15 protein-coding genes are annotated in these 15,937 nt (G+C 36.9%); 6 read left to right on the top strand and 9 right to left on the bottom strand.

The annotated features are described in order from the left end of the window. The first annotated feature begins 2 nt into the window (after window positions 1-2). Both ACFQ13_RS12565 and ACFQ13_RS12560 read left to right on the top strand, forming a co-directional pair. Window positions 3-452, top strand: a complete 450-nt coding sequence (locus ACFQ13_RS12565; protein ID WP_386117823.1) for a nucleoside deaminase — start codon at window positions 3-5, stop codon at window positions 450-452. Window positions 453-471: 19 nt separating this feature from the next. Beyond that, window positions 472-924 (top strand): protease complex subunit PrcB family protein, encoded by a 453-nt coding sequence (locus ACFQ13_RS12560; protein WP_386117821.1) that lies wholly within the window; start codon window positions 472-474, stop codon window positions 922-924. A gap of 179 nt (window positions 925-1,103) precedes the next feature. Here ACFQ13_RS12560 and ACFQ13_RS12555 read toward each other — a convergent pair whose 3' ends face one another. From ACFQ13_RS12555 to ACFQ13_RS12520, 8 genes are all read right to left on the bottom strand, one after another. Then, window positions 1,104-1,295, bottom strand: a complete 192-nt coding sequence (locus tag ACFQ13_RS12555) for a cold-shock protein (RefSeq protein ID WP_092446448.1) — start codon at window positions 1,293-1,295, stop codon at window positions 1,104-1,106. A gap of 116 nt (window positions 1,296-1,411) precedes the next feature. Next, window positions 1,412-1,654 carry a hypothetical protein gene (locus tag ACFQ13_RS12550; RefSeq protein WP_386117819.1) on the bottom strand — a complete coding sequence of 81 codons (243 nt, stop codon included), beginning with the start codon at window positions 1,652-1,654 and terminating at the stop codon, window positions 1,412-1,414. A gap of 138 nt (window positions 1,655-1,792) precedes the next feature. Beyond that, complete coding sequence (locus ACFQ13_RS12545) at window positions 1,793-3,613, bottom strand: chloride channel protein (RefSeq protein WP_386117816.1); 1,821 nt, start codon at window positions 3,611-3,613, stop codon at window positions 1,793-1,795. Window positions 3,614-3,632: 19 nt separating this feature from the next. Then, a complete protein-coding gene (gene aspS, locus ACFQ13_RS12540; protein ID WP_386117815.1) occupies window positions 3,633-5,387 on the bottom strand; it encodes an aspartate--tRNA ligase in 1,755 nt (584 codons plus the stop codon). Window positions 5,388-5,685: 298 nt separating this feature from the next. After that, entirely contained in the window at window positions 5,686-9,177 is a 3,492-nt protein-coding gene (locus ACFQ13_RS12535; protein ID WP_386117813.1) for an efflux RND transporter permease subunit, read from the bottom strand. Further along, window positions 9,177-10,358 (bottom strand): efflux RND transporter periplasmic adaptor subunit, encoded by a 1,182-nt coding sequence (locus tag ACFQ13_RS12530; RefSeq protein ID WP_386117810.1) that lies wholly within the window; start codon window positions 10,356-10,358, stop codon window positions 9,177-9,179. Before ACFQ13_RS12530 ends, ACFQ13_RS12535 begins: the two co-directional genes overlap by 1 nt. Before the next feature lie 14 nt (window positions 10,359-10,372). After that, window positions 10,373-11,719, bottom strand: coding sequence for a TolC family protein (locus ACFQ13_RS12525; protein ID WP_386117808.1), 1,347 nt, complete (start codon window positions 11,717-11,719; stop codon window positions 10,373-10,375). Between the two features lie 3 nt (window positions 11,720-11,722). Then, window positions 11,723-12,325 carry a TetR/AcrR family transcriptional regulator gene (locus ACFQ13_RS12520; RefSeq protein WP_386117805.1) on the bottom strand — a complete coding sequence of 201 codons (603 nt, stop codon included), beginning with the start codon at window positions 12,323-12,325 and terminating at the stop codon, window positions 11,723-11,725. A 184-nt stretch (window positions 12,326-12,509) separates the two neighbouring features. Between ACFQ13_RS12520 and ACFQ13_RS12515 the strand changes: the two genes are divergently transcribed. The 4 genes from ACFQ13_RS12515 to ACFQ13_RS12500 all read left to right on the top strand — a co-directional run bounded on the left by ACFQ13_RS12515 (window position 12,510) and on the right by ACFQ13_RS12500 (window position 15,309). After that, a complete protein-coding gene (locus tag ACFQ13_RS12515; protein WP_386117804.1) occupies window positions 12,510-13,484 on the top strand; it encodes a polyprenyl synthetase family protein in 975 nt (324 codons plus the stop codon). Then, window positions 13,484-13,834: a hypothetical protein gene (locus ACFQ13_RS12510; protein WP_386117802.1), complete on the top strand. Its 351-nt coding sequence runs from the start codon at window positions 13,484-13,486 to the stop codon at window positions 13,832-13,834. Before ACFQ13_RS12515 ends, ACFQ13_RS12510 begins: the two co-directional genes overlap by 1 nt. Before the next feature lie 179 nt (window positions 13,835-14,013). After that, a complete protein-coding gene (locus ACFQ13_RS12505) occupies window positions 14,014-14,838 on the top strand; it encodes a universal stress protein (RefSeq protein ID WP_386117800.1) in 825 nt (274 codons plus the stop codon). Window positions 14,839-14,859: 21 nt separating this feature from the next. Continuing rightward, window positions 14,860-15,309: a pyridoxamine 5'-phosphate oxidase family protein gene (locus tag ACFQ13_RS12500; RefSeq protein ID WP_386117798.1), complete on the top strand. Its 450-nt coding sequence runs from the start codon at window positions 14,860-14,862 to the stop codon at window positions 15,307-15,309. 8 nt (window positions 15,310-15,317) lie between these two features. On the opposite strand, the gene ACFQ13_RS12495 is transcribed toward ACFQ13_RS12500, so the two are convergent. Beyond that, window positions 15,318-15,854, bottom strand: coding sequence for an alpha-ketoglutarate decarboxylase (locus tag ACFQ13_RS12495; protein ID WP_386117796.1), 537 nt, complete (start codon window positions 15,852-15,854; stop codon window positions 15,318-15,320). Window positions 15,855-15,937: the final 83 nt, after the last annotated feature.

Here is a 15,937-nt window from a genome sequence, read left to right as displayed (position 1 = left end):
GCATGATTAATCCATTTGACGATACCTATTTTATGAAAAAAGCCCTTCAAGAAGCGGAATTGGCTTATGAGAAAGGGGAAATTCCGGTTGGCGCCATAATTGTAGTTAAAGATCGTGTTATAGCCCGTACGCATAACCTTACGGAATTATTAAATGATGTTACCGCGCATGCCGAAATGCAAGCCATTACCTCGGCAGCCAATTTTTTAGGCGGAAAGTATTTGCTGAATTGCACCCTGTACGTAACACTAGAGCCTTGCCAAATGTGTGCTGGGGCCTTGTATTGGAGTCAAATATCTAAAGTGGTTTATGGGGCTTCTGATATACAGCGAGGTTTTACCACCATGGGGACGCAATTGCATCCTAAAACAGAAGTGGTCGGTGGGGTTTTAGCCGAAGAAGCATCCGCATTGATGAAACGCTTTTTTATTGAAAAACGAAATTTGAATTAAGAAGATTAAAAAAACAACTATGAAAACGAAATTACTACTTTGTTTTGCGCTTGTGATCCTAAGTTGCAAAACCAATTTAAAAAATAATGAGACCGGCATGATAACAACACAACAGATTGCGAAAGGAAATTTACATGGCTCAGGTGAAGAGGGGATAAGCAAACAAAACCTAGTGATTACCAATGCGAAAGATTGGCAGGCTTTAATTATGCAGATGAATCGGGTGAATACGGTTTCAGAACAATTTTCTGAAACGGATATTAATTTTTCAGACTATGATGTTATTGCCGTGTTTAGTGATGTTAAAGGGAGTGGCGGTTATCGTATAGATTTAGAAGTGCATAATACCTCTAAGCATACCTTGGTTAAAGTTAAGCAGAAATCTCCTGAAGGCATCGCTACGAGTGTTATAACTCAGCCATATTGTATTGTAAAAATTCCTAAGACTACTTTACCAGTTATTTTTGAATAAAAGAGGGGTTACAAAGGCTTTAGGATTCTCAACTGAAGCCTTATAACTACCATTTAAGGCTCTGTCTTTATGGGAGTGGAACTCTATATTTTTTAATAGTGAAGCGAATTAATCGCTTGAGTATTTCGCAAAAAAAACGCCCAACCAAAGGTTGAGCGTTGAAACTTTAAGATATATACTTATAATACCTGCACGTTTGCAGCTACTAAACCTTTTCTTCCTTCTTCTTCATCGTACTCTACGTTATCACCTTCGCGTAATTCTACGCCATTAAGGTTTGATACGTGTACAAAGATGTCTTTTCCTGTTTCTTCGTTGGTAATGAATCCAAATCCTTTTGAATCATTAAAAAATTTAACTGTTCCAGTCATTATAATATAAATAAAAATTAAAGGACAAAGATACTATAAAATTAAAACGCAATGTTATTAAATTGTTTAATTTTAAATTAAATCGAAAATCCTTTAAAAAATTTCTTCCAAAGTTATCATTTATTACGGCGCTGATTCTCTCTCATTTTATCCAAGTTTTCCTTTGTGAGCATGTAGTCCTGCACGTTTTTGTCTTTCCATCGGTAGTAAGAAAATAGAGGGAAAACCACCAAAAATAAACCGGTAACTCCGAAGCCAATTAATTTTTGTTTGGAGGGAATATCGAGGATTAAACCGCAAATAATACTAGATAATGCGGCTAAAAAAGCAATAAAGGTGATGATTTTTATAGGTTTCATATGAGTAAATAGGCTTAAAAAATGTGATAACGCCCCTGTTATTCGCTGCAAAATTAAGCAATTCTAAATGGTATGCTGTTAATAATTAATATTTTAATACCCACTTAGGAGGCTGTTAATGCCGTTCGGTTTTAAGGTTTAAGAGGTAATATTTATCAATTCTCGTCGGTAAGCGGTTAGTAATTTAGATTTAGAAATAAAACCAACATACTTCCCGTTTTTCACTACAGGGAGATTCCAAGCATTACTCTCCTGAAATTTTTTCATAATCACCGTCATCTTATCCTTGTCAAGATTAATGATCGCTGGTGGTTTCTGCATCACTTCCATCGCTAAAACCTCATTATAGAGCTTTTGGTCAAACATTATAGAGCGAATGTCGTCTAATAAGATGACGCCCTTTAATTGTTGCTTCGTTTCATCTAAGACAGGGAAAATATTACGGTTAGATTTGACCACGGCCGTATTAACAATTTCGCCCAAATTCATTTTAGTTGTAACACTAATAAAATTGGTTTCAATGACCTTATGAATGTCCATAAGGGTGAGAATCGCATGATCTTTATCGTGTGTAATAAGGTCACCTTTTCTACCCAATTCCATCGTATAAACAGAATGTGGAGAGAAAATACGGGTAATCCCGAAGGAAATGGCTGCTGTGATCATTAGCGGTATAAACAAATCATAGCCACCAGTTAATTCAGCAATTAAGAAAATCGCCGTTAATGGCGCTTGTAATACACCCGCCAATATACCAGCCATCCCTACCAGGGTGAAATTACTTTCGGAAACGGGAGCGCGGAACAACCCACAGTTGTTAATGATTTTGGCCACACAATTCCCCATTAAACTGCCCATAAATAAGGTTGGAGCAAAAATACCACCAACACCTCCGGCGCCAAAGGTTATGGCACTAGCAAAGACTTTAAAAAATACCAATCCGGCTAACAGCGCAATTACGACCCAAATATTTGAAAGATCTAAATTGAAAAAATTAGCTTCAAGGGCTTTTTGAGGGTTTCCGGCAATAAGGTTGTTCATGGTTTCGAACCCTTCCCCATAGAGTGGTGGAATAAAAAAGACCAATACTCCAATGGCCACACCTCCAACCAATAATTTCTTAATAGGGGAGTCTAGGCGATCAAAAAAATCTTGCACCTTCTCATACACCTGATTAAAGTAAATAGAGGTAAAGGCGGCGCAAACCCCTAAAAAGGCATAAAAAGGAACATCAGATATGGTAAAGTGATCTTCAATTCTAAAGGGAAGTAAAACATCGTCTCCAAAGAAAAAGTATGAAGTAATAATGGCCGAGAGTGAGGCTAATAACAACGGCATCATAGACACCATGGTTAAATCTAAACTAAACACTTCAATAGCAAAAATAATGGCAGCAATCGGCGCTTTAAAAATAGAAGACAAGGCACCCGCTGCAGCACAGCCAATAAGTAGCATTTTGGTCTTCTGGTTCATCCTAAACAACCGCGAAATATTAGAGCTTATCGCAGCACCGGTCGCTACCGAAGGCCCCTCAAGCCCTACAGAACCACCAAAACCAACGGTGATGGGAGCGGTTAATATAGAACCGAACATTTGGTAGCGTTTTATAACGCCTTTACGTTTGGCAATAGCGTATAAGGTAGAAGGAATTCCATGACTTACCTTAGATCTGATAATGTATTTTATGATTAAATACACCAGAATGAAACCAATTAAAGGAAATAAAAAGTAAAAAGCATGGTGGTAATACCGCACTAAATTGCCTTCTAATAAATGTTGAATAAAGTGTGTTAAGTTTTTTAGGATTACGGCTCCAATTCCAGAGGTAATACCAACAAGTACACTAAGAAAAAACACAAACTGCTTATCAGAGATGTGCTTCGTTCTCCATATTAGGATCTTTTTTAGTATGGGATGTTTTCGTGGCATGGTCTTAAATCTAATAAAAAAATCCTGCATAAAGCAGGATTAAATATTTTTAAGATTTTAAATTTAGTTTTAAGCTGAGTTCTTCAAGTTGCTGATCGTCAATTGCTGCAGGCGCATCAATCATTACATCACGACCTGAATTGTTTTTTGGGAAGGCAATAAAATCTCGAATACTTTCCTGACCTCCTAAAATGGCAACCAATCGATCTAAACCAAAAGCGAGTCCACCGTGTGGCGGTGCACCATATTCAAAAGCATCCATTAAGAATCCAAATTGCGCTTTTGCTTCTTCCTCAGTAAAACCTAAATGTTTTAGCATAATGGCTTGGGTTTTCTTATCGTGAATTCTAATAGAACCCCCTCCGATTTCATTACCATTTAATACCAAATCGTAAGCATTGGCTTTTACTTCGCCAGGATTGGTATCTAACAATTCTATTTGTCCTGGTTTTGGTGAGGTAAACGGGTGGTGCATGGCGTGGTAATTTCCTGTTTCTTCATCAAGCTCTAATAATGGGAAGTCAATAACCCATAATGGCGCAAATACTTTAGGATCTCTTAAACCTAAACGCTCAGCAAGTTCCATACGTAACGCACTTAATTGTGCTCTTACTTTATTTTTGTCTCCTGATAAGATGCAAACTAAATCACCAGCTTTAGCGCCAGTAACCTCGGCCCACTTTGCTAAATCCTCTTGGTCATAGAATTTATCTACTGAAGATTTAAAGCTACCATCGTCATTACAACGTGAGTATACCATACCTAAGGCTCCCACTTGTGGACGTTTTACCCACTTAATTAAGTTGTCGATTTCTTTTCTCGTAAAAGCGTTTCCGCCTGGTACGGCAATCCCGACTACTAATTCGGCATTGTTAAAAACACCAAAATCTTTGTGTTGTGCTACGGCGTTAAGCTCGCCAAATTCCATTCCAAATCTAATGTCTGGTTTGTCATTTCCGTATAAACGCATGGCATCATCGTAAAGCATTCTTGGAAACTTTTCGATGTCTACACCATTCACTTCTTTTAATAAGTGACGGGTTAAGCCTTCAAACATATTTAAGATGTCTTCTTGCTCAACAAAAGCCATTTCACAATCTATTTGTGTAAACTCGGGTTGTCTGTCGGCACGTAAATCTTCATCTCTAAAACATTTTACAATCTGGAAATACTTATCCATTCCACCAACCATCAATAGTTGTTTAAAGGTTTGTGGCGATTGTGGTAAAGCGTAAAATTGGCCTTCATTCATACGAGAAGGCACCACAAAATCACGCGCTCCTTCTGGTGTAGATTTAATTAAATATGGTGTTTCAACTTCTATAAAGTCTTGTTGCGATAAATAATTACGCACCGCTTGAGAAACTTTATGTCTAAAGATCAGTTTATTTTTTACCGGATTACGGCGGATATCAATATATCTGTATTTCATACGGACATCATCACCACCATCGGTTTTGTCTTCAATAGTAAATGGAGGTACTAATGAACTGTTAAGCACATTAAGTTCTGAAACTAAAACTTCTATATCTCCTGTAGGAATATTTGGGTTTTTAGAAGCACGTTCTACAACTTTACCTGTTACTTGAATTACAAATTCACGTCCCAATTTTGAAGCCTTCTCCATGATCTCTTTTGGAGTGCTTTCTTCATCAAAATAAAGTTGGGTGATGCCATAACGATCACGAAGATCTAAATAGATCATAAACCCTTTATCTCTAACACCTTGAACCCATCCTGAGAGTGTAACTTCTGTATTGCTGTGTGATGCTCTTAATTCACCACAATTGTGACTTCTGTACATAATGAAATTTAAATTTTGTTCATCGCTGCTAATGCTATGATGAATGCGGGTGCAAATTTAAGTAAGTTTAATTATTATCGGATAATGAATTGGGATTTTTCATCCTTAGAAGGTGGAATATTTTAAAGTTTGAAGGCCCCGCTCTACACATCCCAAACACAATCTGTTTACAACGCTGTAATAAAAGTGCATTTTGAAAACCGAGTAAAACCTAAAACACGTTATATAAAAGCCGAAATGGACTTTTATATAACGTGTTTTTTAAAGGGGAGACTTTATAAATAAAGTGCTAAAGGCCTTACTTTTTTTCAGCTCTTAAAGGTTCTGAAGTAAACTTTAAGCGCATCCACATTTTAAGTTTAATACTTAAAAAGAATAAAATAGGAACCACAATTAAGGTTAAGAAGGTGGCCACTAATAAACCGTAAATAACGGTCCAGGCTAATGGTCCCCAAAACACCACATTGTCTCCACCCATGTAAATATTAGCATCGAAATCTGCAAATAGGGTAAAGAAGTTAATGTTTAGTCCTATGGCAAGCGGAATTAAACCTAAAATCGTGGTAATAGCCGTTAATAAAACGGGTCTTAAACGGGCTTTTCCGGCTCTAACGATACTTTCAAATAAATCTTCAGTTGTAAGGTAATCGGTTTCAATAAGATCTAATTCATTTTTCTTTCGATCAATTAAGAGTTGCGCATAATCAAGAAGTACCACCCCGTTGTTTACAACGATTCCTGCAAGGGAAATTATCCCTACCATAGTCATCATAATAACAAAGGCACTTCCAGAGATTACAATACCTCCAAAGACCCCAATGAAACTCAAGAAAATAGCAATCATAATAATGGTTGGCTTAGATACCGAGTTGAATTGGAAAATTAAAATGAAGAAAATTAACCCTAATCCGGTGAAAAACGCCCCTACTAAAAAGGCCATTTGTTTATTCTGTTCTTCAATCTGACCCGTATAATCAATATGCACATCTTCTGGTAAACCTTCAAAACTTTTCATTTCATTCTGAATCTGCGTTACAATTGCTCCGGCATCTGTAAATCCAGGAGATAAGGCAGAGTATACGGTAACCACACGTTTGGTGTCTTTGTGCTTAATGGCACTAAAGCCCGAATTGTTTTTCTGCTTGGCAACTGTAGATAATGGAATCTCCTTAATCTGACCTGTGTTGTCTCTAAACGTGATATTTTGGTTAAATAAGGCACTTTTATCGTAACGGTTGTCTTCATTAAAGCGGACATAGATATCAAAATCATCGCCGTCTTCTTTGAAAATTCCTGCTTTAGAACCAAAAATAGAGTTTCGTAATTGATCACCTATTTGTCTGGCTGAAATTCCTAATTCTCCGGCTTTCTTTCTATCAATTTCAACAAGCATTGAGGGTTTGTCTTTGTTCACATCGATTTTAAGTTCATCGATACCCTGAATGTTTTTAGAGTTAATAAAGCTTCGCATTTGCTCTGCCAGTCCTATGAGTTGGTCATAGTCACTACCTTCAATTTCAATATTAATTGGTGGTCCGGCAGGAGGACCGTTGGTGTCTTTTTCAACAGAAATTAAAACCCCAGGAAAGATTCCCACTAAGGCTTCTTGTACTTTTTGACGTAAAAGTTCACTGTCTTCGCCACGTCTATATTTGTACTCCCGCATAGAGGCTGTAATCTTAGCTTTATGGGGCATCTCTGCTCCAGATCCCATGTCGGTTTGAGGGTTTCCGGCTCCTTCACCAACTTGAGAAACGGCACTTTCTACTAAAAAGTTACGATCCCCATCCATGTATTGCCCGTCATTAATAACCGCTTCTACACGTTTTTCAATCTGTGCAGTAATGGCATTGGTTTTTTCAATAGCCGTTCCTTGTGGATATTCGATATAGACAATTATTTGGTTGGGCTTATTATCTGGGAAGAACTCCACTTTAGTACGCTGACTTTTTAAAGACAAACCAAAGGCGATAAATGCCGCAAATAAAAGCACAAAGGTTACGATAGTTAACACGTAAGGTTGCTTTTTAGAAAGCGCTTTTCTTAAGCGAACTTCGTACCAATTCTCTAGACTTACAAGGGCTTTATTCTGAAAGCTATTGGCCCAACCTCTAATAAAATAGCGGTAAGCCCATAGCATAATAGCGGTAAAGACCATAATGGTTCCTAAGCCTCGGTAGGTCCCACCAAATACTAAGATTAAGATACCGAAAGCGGCAATAATTACCGTGATTTTAATAATTTGCTTTAGCGGCATATCCTTATCTTCTGTGGTCATATAACGAGAGACCAATACAGAGTTAAAGAAGATGGCTACAATTAACGAGGAGCCTAATACAATAGATAAGGTAATTGGTAAGATTTTCATAAACTCACCCATAATTCCTGGCCATAACCCAATAGGGACAAAGGCGGCAACTGTTGTTGCGGTAGAAATAATAATAGGGTAGGCAATTTCACCAATTCCTTTTTTTGCAGCTTCAATACGGTTCATGCCTTCATCTTCCATAAGACGGTACACGTTTTCTACAACCACAATTCCGTTATCCACTAACATTCCGAGTCCCATGATAAGTCCGAATAAAACCATGGTATTTAAACTATAACCAATAAGTCCCAAGATCATTAAGGACATAAACATAGACATTGGAATTGCAAAACCAACGAATAGGGCATTTTTAAACCCTAAGAAGAACATAAGGACGGTAACGACTAAGATAACACCAAAGATGATGTTGTTTACCAAATCGTCTACCTTACCTATGGTTACAGGAGATTGGTCATTAGTAATGGTCACCTCAAGGTCTTTAGGGAATTCATTATCTATAGCATTCTGAACAATCGCTTGGGTTTGTTCTGCAGCGGCCACCATGTTTTTACCAGCACGTTTTTTAACGTCTAGCATTACAACCGGTTTTCCAGATTTACGGGCAAAGGTGGTTTTGTCTTCTTCATGAAAAGAAACTGTAGCCACGTCTTTTAAATAAATAGGATTACCATTTTCGGCTTTAACCACAAAGTTTTCCAGTTCTGACGGGGTTTCAATCTCTCCAATAATTCTAATGGTACGGCGTTGACCGCTCGCTTTCAGGTTTCCTGCAGATTGGGTAACGTTTCCGCTGCTAATAGCACCAATAATATCATTGAAGGTCACTTTTGCAGCCATCATTTTATAGATGTCCACAGCCACTTCAACTTCTTTCTCTTGAGCTCCACGGATATCTGCCTTTTTAATTTCTTGTAAATCTTCAATTTCTTCTTGAAGGTATTCGGCATAATCCTTTAATTTTTCAATAGGGTAGTCTCCAGAAATATTAATGTTAAGAATAGGCATTTCTTCGGAAAGGCTTAATTCAAAAACATCAGGCTCTACTTTAGCGCCATTAAAAGTTGGCCAATCTTCACTTGCCGTTTCCGAGTCAATTTCATCTTTAACCTTTTGTTTGGCTTGCTCTACCGTAATATGCTCATCAAATTCTACAACCACCATAGAATAATCTTCTTGTGAGGTTGAGGTAATTTCTACAACATTACTTACGGTTTTAAGCTGATCTTCAACCGGATTTGTAATGAGCTTTTCAATATCTTCCGCGGTATTCCCAGGGTAGATGGTACTTACGTAAATCTTGGTTTCGTTAACCTCCGGAAAAGCCTCTCTTGGCATGTCGAAAAATGCTGAAATTCCTAAGTAGAAAAATACAGCAATAAGCACATACATCGTGGTCTTATTGTTGATGGCCCAAGATGACCAACCAAATTCCTTTTCGGTATTTTTTTTGTTTTCAGTCATTAGTTTTTAATTTCGTAATTAATCACTTCTACAGCTTGTCCGTCTCTAACGCTACGAGCACCTTCTTTTATAATTTCTGCACCAGGTTCTAAACCTTCTAAAACTTCAATAACATCTTCTTGTGTTTTTCCGGTGGTAATAATAACACGGTTAGCTGTACCAATACCTTTAGCATTTTTATCTGAAACTACATAAACATACTGCTCGCCATCTGAGTTTTCTGAAACCACACTTTGTGGAATTAATACTGCATTTTCACTCGTGTAATCGTTAATTTTTAAACGTGCCGATAAATTAGGTTTAATCGTTTTGTCCTTATTAGGAATTTCAACTTCAATCTTAAAAGTACGGTTAGCAGGATTGATAAAATCTCCGGCTTGACGAATTTGAGTTTCAATTGTTTTACCTAAAACAGGAATGTTAACATGAACACTTTTCCCTTTAGTTACATCAGAAACATAACGTTCTGGTACTTCAGTTTCAATATACATATCCTCTAAATTTACAATACGCATTAATGGCGTTTGGCCTGCAGCCACAACACTACCTTGCTCTGTAATAATATCGTCAATAGTTCCTGTAAAAGGTGCTTTAACGGTAGCCTTTGCAATTTGCTGATTAAGTTGGTTTACCGCTTCTTGTTGCGACTCGTAAGTCGATTTCGCTTGCAGGTACTGAATTTCACTACCAATGTTTTGTTTCCATAAACGTTGTTGACGCTCATAGGTAGTTTTTGCTAGTTCGGCCTGAATTTTTAATTGTGCCAATTGCTGGCTAAGTCCGCCATCGTCAATTTTTGCTAAGGTCTGTCCTTTTGTTACTTTTTGTCCTTCCTTAACATAAACCTTAGTTAAGATCCCATTAAACTCTGGCGTAATGGTTAAAAGGTTTTTAGTGGTCACGTTACCTTGTAATTCTAAAACGTGATTAAAAACTTGCCCTTCAGCTTTAAACGTTGTAATTAACGGAACGTTTTTAGTGGTGTCTAAGCTTTTTATTTTCTGATCTAAAAGTTTAATTTTATCGTTAATGGCTTGCTGGTCTGCCACAAGTTCACTTCGTTTAGTTCTTATGGTTTCTAGATTGCCCTGCTCTAAGACATATTCTACGGAATTTTTCTTTTTTCCTGTGCATGATGCTGTTAAGGCAGCAACAATTATTAATAGAGAGATATATTTCATCGGAGTCGTTATTTTTAATTTTGGATTGGAGTGTTTAAAACGGTTTCTAGGTCTGCCTTAGAGTTTACAACATCGAGCATAGCTTGAAGCAGTTCTTGTTGGGCAGCGTATAATTGGGTTTGGGCTTGTCTAAGTTCAAAACTAGAGCCTATACCTTCAAAAAATTTAGTTTGGTTTTTGGTCTCAATGCGTTCTGCAAGCGCTAAGTTTTCCTTTTTATTTTGGTAGTCTTCAATAGCAAATTGGTAATCACTTTTAGCCGATGCAATTTCTAATTTAATGCGTTGCTCGGTTTCCGTTAATTCCGTTTCTGCTTTTTCTAAGTTGATTTGTGCTCTTTGGGTAGAGGCCGTACGCATTCCAGAACTAAAAATAGGAATGTCTAAGCTAACACCGAATAAAGACGATCCAAACCAGTCTTGACTCTTTTTGTTAAAAGTGAACTCATCACTATAACCCGAATACCCACCATTAATAAAAGCGTTTAATGTTGGTAAGGCTTTACTTTTTTCTAACTTTAATAAAAGCGCTTTAGATTCGGCATCGTTTTGTGCAATAAGATAATCTATAGTGTTCTCTGGGTTAACGTCAGAATCTAAGATGTCTAGAGCCATATTCTGCGTAGTTAAGGCTTCTAAGTTATCTGTGAGTTCTATAGGCTTATAAACATCTAGACCTAAGGTAATATTCAGCATTTGGTAGGCCAAAGTTTTGAGTCTATTGGTGTTGTTTAAATTGCTTTTTACACTAGAGAGTGTAATTTTTAGTTGCTCTACACTTTCTTCTTCTTCCAAACCATTTTCAAAAATCTTGTTGGTTTCGTAAAGGTTTTTCTCAAGCACACTAATGTTACGTTCTAAAATAGCGATACTCTCTTCCGCTAAAAGCACATTACCATAAGCTTCAATAACGGCCTGTCTAACTTCTAGGTCGGTTTTAACTTTGGCATTTTCTGATATTTTAAGGTAAACCTTAGCAGATTGTAGTCCTACAATATAAGAGCCATCAAATATTTTCTGATTTAAAGTCGCAAAAGCCGTCATGCTTTGTTTGGTACTGAAAATAACTTCCGTAAATTCTCCAGGTTGACCGCCAAAAAATTCAGCAGGAATAACAGAAACTTGCTGTTTTAAATTGTTTTGGTAGTTAACGCTTCCACTTAATTGGGGTAACCCAGAAGCGGTAGTCTCCCACTTTTGGCGTTTGGCAGCTTCAATATCTTGAGAGGCGTTAAGGGAAGATCTATTGTTTTCCAAAGCATAGTCAATAGCTTCTTGAAGCGAAAGACTTGTAGGCTCCTGCTGCGCATAGCCCATTTGAAAAAGAATAAAAGCGATTAAAATAAAGCGTATTTTTTTCATTGCTTAGTTTTCTTTGATATGTAATTGAGTTAGTGTTTTTAAACCTTGTTCTGAGCAAATACCTCTAATATGATATTCTAAATAGTTGTTCATTAATAAGGTCATGGAGAAATGTTCTCTCGGGAAAATATAAGGGTCTTTTAAAGAGAGCATATTGTTAAAATAGAGGCGTGCTACAAAATCAATATTAATAGAGTCTCTATAAATACCTTGGGCTACACCACGTTCTAAATTATGGGTAACGCAGGTCATCATTTTGTCAAATTGCTTACGCTTTAAGTTCGAAAATATTTTAGGGTAATACTTCTGAAGTTGATATTGCGGTGATGATTTTTCATTTTTTAAATGATGCATCACAAACTTCTTAATTTCGTAAAGTTCTTCAATGGGGTTTTTGTCCAAAGCGCAAATACAGTCAATACCTTGAGAAATGTTACTAAAAACATTCATGGCGGTCGCTTCAACTAATTTGGTTTTGTTTTGAAAATGTTGATAAATGGTTTTTTTTGAAATGCCCATCTCATTGGCAATATCGTCCATAGTAACACTTTTAAACCCTAAGTTTAAGAAGAGATCAACAGATTTAAGTATTATTTTGTCTTTCATAATTTGGTTCTCCAGCAATTGTGGAAAGCTTTTTTTATCAGGCTGCAAAACTACGGCAGGAAACTTTAAAAACCAAAATAGTTTCCAAAGTTTAAAAATCTTTTTTTCGGTGGACCTTAAAGGCTTCTGTTTTTTTAAAACTAGACAGTCTTTATTATTAAAACAATTGATTTATTTTTGCCCTATGCAACACATTGAACAATACCAAAAACCATTTCTAAAATATTTAGAACGTTTTACTGTACATAAAGAACCTCAAAATTTATATCAACCTATAAACTATATTCTTCAATTAGGAGGGAAGCGTTTGCGACCAATATTAACCTTAATGACCGCTGAGGTTTTTGGGGCTTCGGCTGAAAAAGCTATGGATGCGGCACTTTCTATAGAAGTGTTTCATAACTTTTCATTGGTCCATGATGATATTATGGATGATGCACCTTTGCGTAGAGGGAAAGAAACGGTACATGAAAAATGGAATCTTAATACCGGAATCTTATCTGGAGATGCCATGTTAATAATGGCGTACCAGTTGTTTGAAAACTATGATTCTTCAACCTTTCAAGACTTAGCAAAACTGTTTAGTAAAACGGCTTTAGAAGTTTGTGAAGGCCAGCAGTACGATATCGATTTTGAAACGCGTAATGATGTCACTATTGAAGAATACCTGAAAATGATTGAGTATAAGACCGCGGTATTAGTAGGAGCAGCTATGAAAATGGGAGCTATTGTTGCCAAAGCATCCGATGCAGATCAGAACGCTATTTACGAGTTTGGTCGTTTATTGGGGATTGCTTTTCAGTTGCAAGACGATTATTTAGATGCCTTTGGAAATCCTGAAACCTTTGGGAAACAAGTAGGCGGTGATATTATTGAGAATAAAAAAACCTATCTCTACCTTAAAACCTTAGAATTGGGAACAGAAGCGGATACTGTAAGTTTAAAAGCAGCCATGAATAATGCGGAGCTCTCTCATGAGGAAAAGGTGGGTAGCGTAAAAGCTTTATTCTTAAAATCGGGAGCGGCTGAAGCTACGCAAAAGGCAGTTAAAGCCTATACAGAAAAAGCATTTGAAGTCCTAGAAACCTTAAATGTTGATGCCGCTAAAAAACAAGGTTTACTATTATTTGGTGAACAGTTAATGAATAGACGTGTGTAATGAAATTGCCTTCTAATTTTGATCATTTAATCCAAGAGGCCGAAGGCTTAAAGCTCTATCATAAACTGGTGGCACAACTCAATAAGGATCTCTTATATGCTAATATAGATCTTGAGTTTAAGGACGATATTTTGCCAACGAGTTTAAAGATGCTACTTCACGAAACCATTTTGCATCTTATCAATTCTAAGTTTTCAGACTATCTCAATCTATTATATATCGTAGACGTTCCCGAGGCTACCATTAAAAGCCTCGATGGCAGTGACGTTTATGTACTCTCCGAACAAGTGGCTTTCATCATTCTGCAGCGCGAGTGGCAAAAAGTGTGGTACAAAGCCCAATATTCTTAAAAACGAACTTGGTAAACCTAAGTTTTATTTCAATTTTAAATTTATTTATACGTATCTTTAAAGGGCTGGTATAGAGGCGGCTATGAGGGGCCGCGTTTTTGTCTCTTTTTAATGAAACTGATTCTTGTCATAGTTTTTTTGAGAAGGTTCTATTAGCTTTAATGACAAGTCTTAAAGTTATGAAAAAGATACTATTACTTACGGATTTTTCAAAGAATGCAACCAATGCTATTTTGTATGCTATGCAGTTTTTTAGTGGCAACCCTTGTACCTTTTATTTAATGTATGTGCATAAGGTTGAAAGCTATATTTCTGATGATTTATTGGTGAATTCTAAAGATAGCGTGTATGAAGCCATTGCTGAAAAACCAAAAGCGAAATTAAAGACCTTAAAAGCAAGGTTAATAAAAGATTACGCTCATGAACATTACGAGTTTAAAACCGTGATTGACTATGATGTGTTCACCGATGCGATTAAGCAGGCCGTACGTAAATTTTCCCTAGACTATATTGTGATGGGGAGTAACGGCGCTTCTAATGTAAAAGAAGTACTTATGGGGAGCAATACCATTAATGTCATTGAAAAAGTAAGTTGTAAAACTTTGGTTGTGCCTAGTGCTTATCGTTTTCAGTTGCCTCATGAGTTTTTGGTGGTTTTAAATGCAACAACGGTTTTAGACCAATATTTAATGGATACCATTATTACGTTTATAACACGATTTAAGCTGAAATTGCATGTGCTGCGTTTGGTTAAAAATATAGAAGATACCACTGTGGTGGTTAATGATCTGGATAATTTAGCCTATTTAGGGGCGCGTTACCAAAGGGTTGAGACCGATGACGTTGATAAGGCTGTGGCCACGTATTTGGAAACACACCCTATAGATATAACCACTTATGTTGCCCAAGATAAATCCTTTGTAGAACGTCTATTTAGTGCCTCACCTAATAAAGAAGTAAAATCGAGAATGAACCTACCCTTGTTAGTATTACATAGCCAATAGTATAATTTAAACCGAAACATTATGATAAAATCATTACCACAAGAAGACTGCATGTTGCTATTAAGTGAACATTACGTAGGTCATTTAGCATACATTTATCATAATGAACCGTTTATTGTACCTATTACTTACTTTTATAAGAATAACCGTATTATATGTTACTCTAATGAAGGGCATAAGATTAATGCCTTGCGGCTACATGGAAAAGTAGCTTTAGAGGTCGCAGAAATAAAAAACATCAATAGCTGGAGGTCGGTGGTCGCTCATGGAATATATGAGGAACTCGACGGCTGCGATGCCAAAGCATTACTGCACGAATTTTCACTTGGCGTAAAAGACGTCGTGATGCGCACCGAGAGGCGCGACCTCGATTATATCAGTGAGTTCTCCGCAAAAATCAATAAGGATGAGGTTGCGGTTATATTTGTAATTCATATTGAAGAATTTACAGGAAAAATGAGGCAGTATTAAGAGGTTTCTTAAAACCTGAAGCGAACAAAAGGCATCCAAGCTTCGGTGTAAATACTCTTATCTGTATCGTAAAGGACATCGTATCTAATTCCAATGGTTACATTGCCACTGCTGTAACCTGCTCCTAAAAATAAGGCCGGATACCAATAGTCTTCATCCGCATTTCCGACGTACCGATTGTCGAAATTACGGCTGACGTGTAATTGCTCAAATTCCGCAGAAAGCTGTATTTCACTAATAGGGTTCACTAAAGCGATAAGGCTTCCTCCTAAAACCGTCGATTTATAAATGTCTTTTTGGCTGCTGTACGAGTAGTTTAAGCCAATTCCTGTAGCCACATAAGGATTAAAACGGTACAAGGCGTTTGGGGCAACAAAGGCACTAAAATAACCATCGCCAAAATTAAGTCCTATCCCACCACCATATTCCATATGACTCCAAAAATCACTTGGGTAAGATCTTGAGTTTTGCGCAAAAGAGAGGTTTGTAAACAAAAAGTAAAGAAGGCTCGCAATAAGTATTTTAAAGGTAAAATGAGGTTTCACGTTGGGTCTGTTTTTAGAAGTTCAAATCAATATGTTATAAATATAATAAATCCTTATCTATATTTGTTAAAAGTTGTATTTTT

The sequence above is a fragment of the Winogradskyella rapida genome, assembly GCF_042675845.1.
GTDB classification, from domain to species: domain Bacteria; phylum Bacteroidota; class Bacteroidia; order Flavobacteriales; family Flavobacteriaceae; genus Winogradskyella; species Winogradskyella rapida.
Note: the sequence above shows the minus strand (reverse complement) of the source record. Positions and strands in the feature narration are given on the sequence as shown.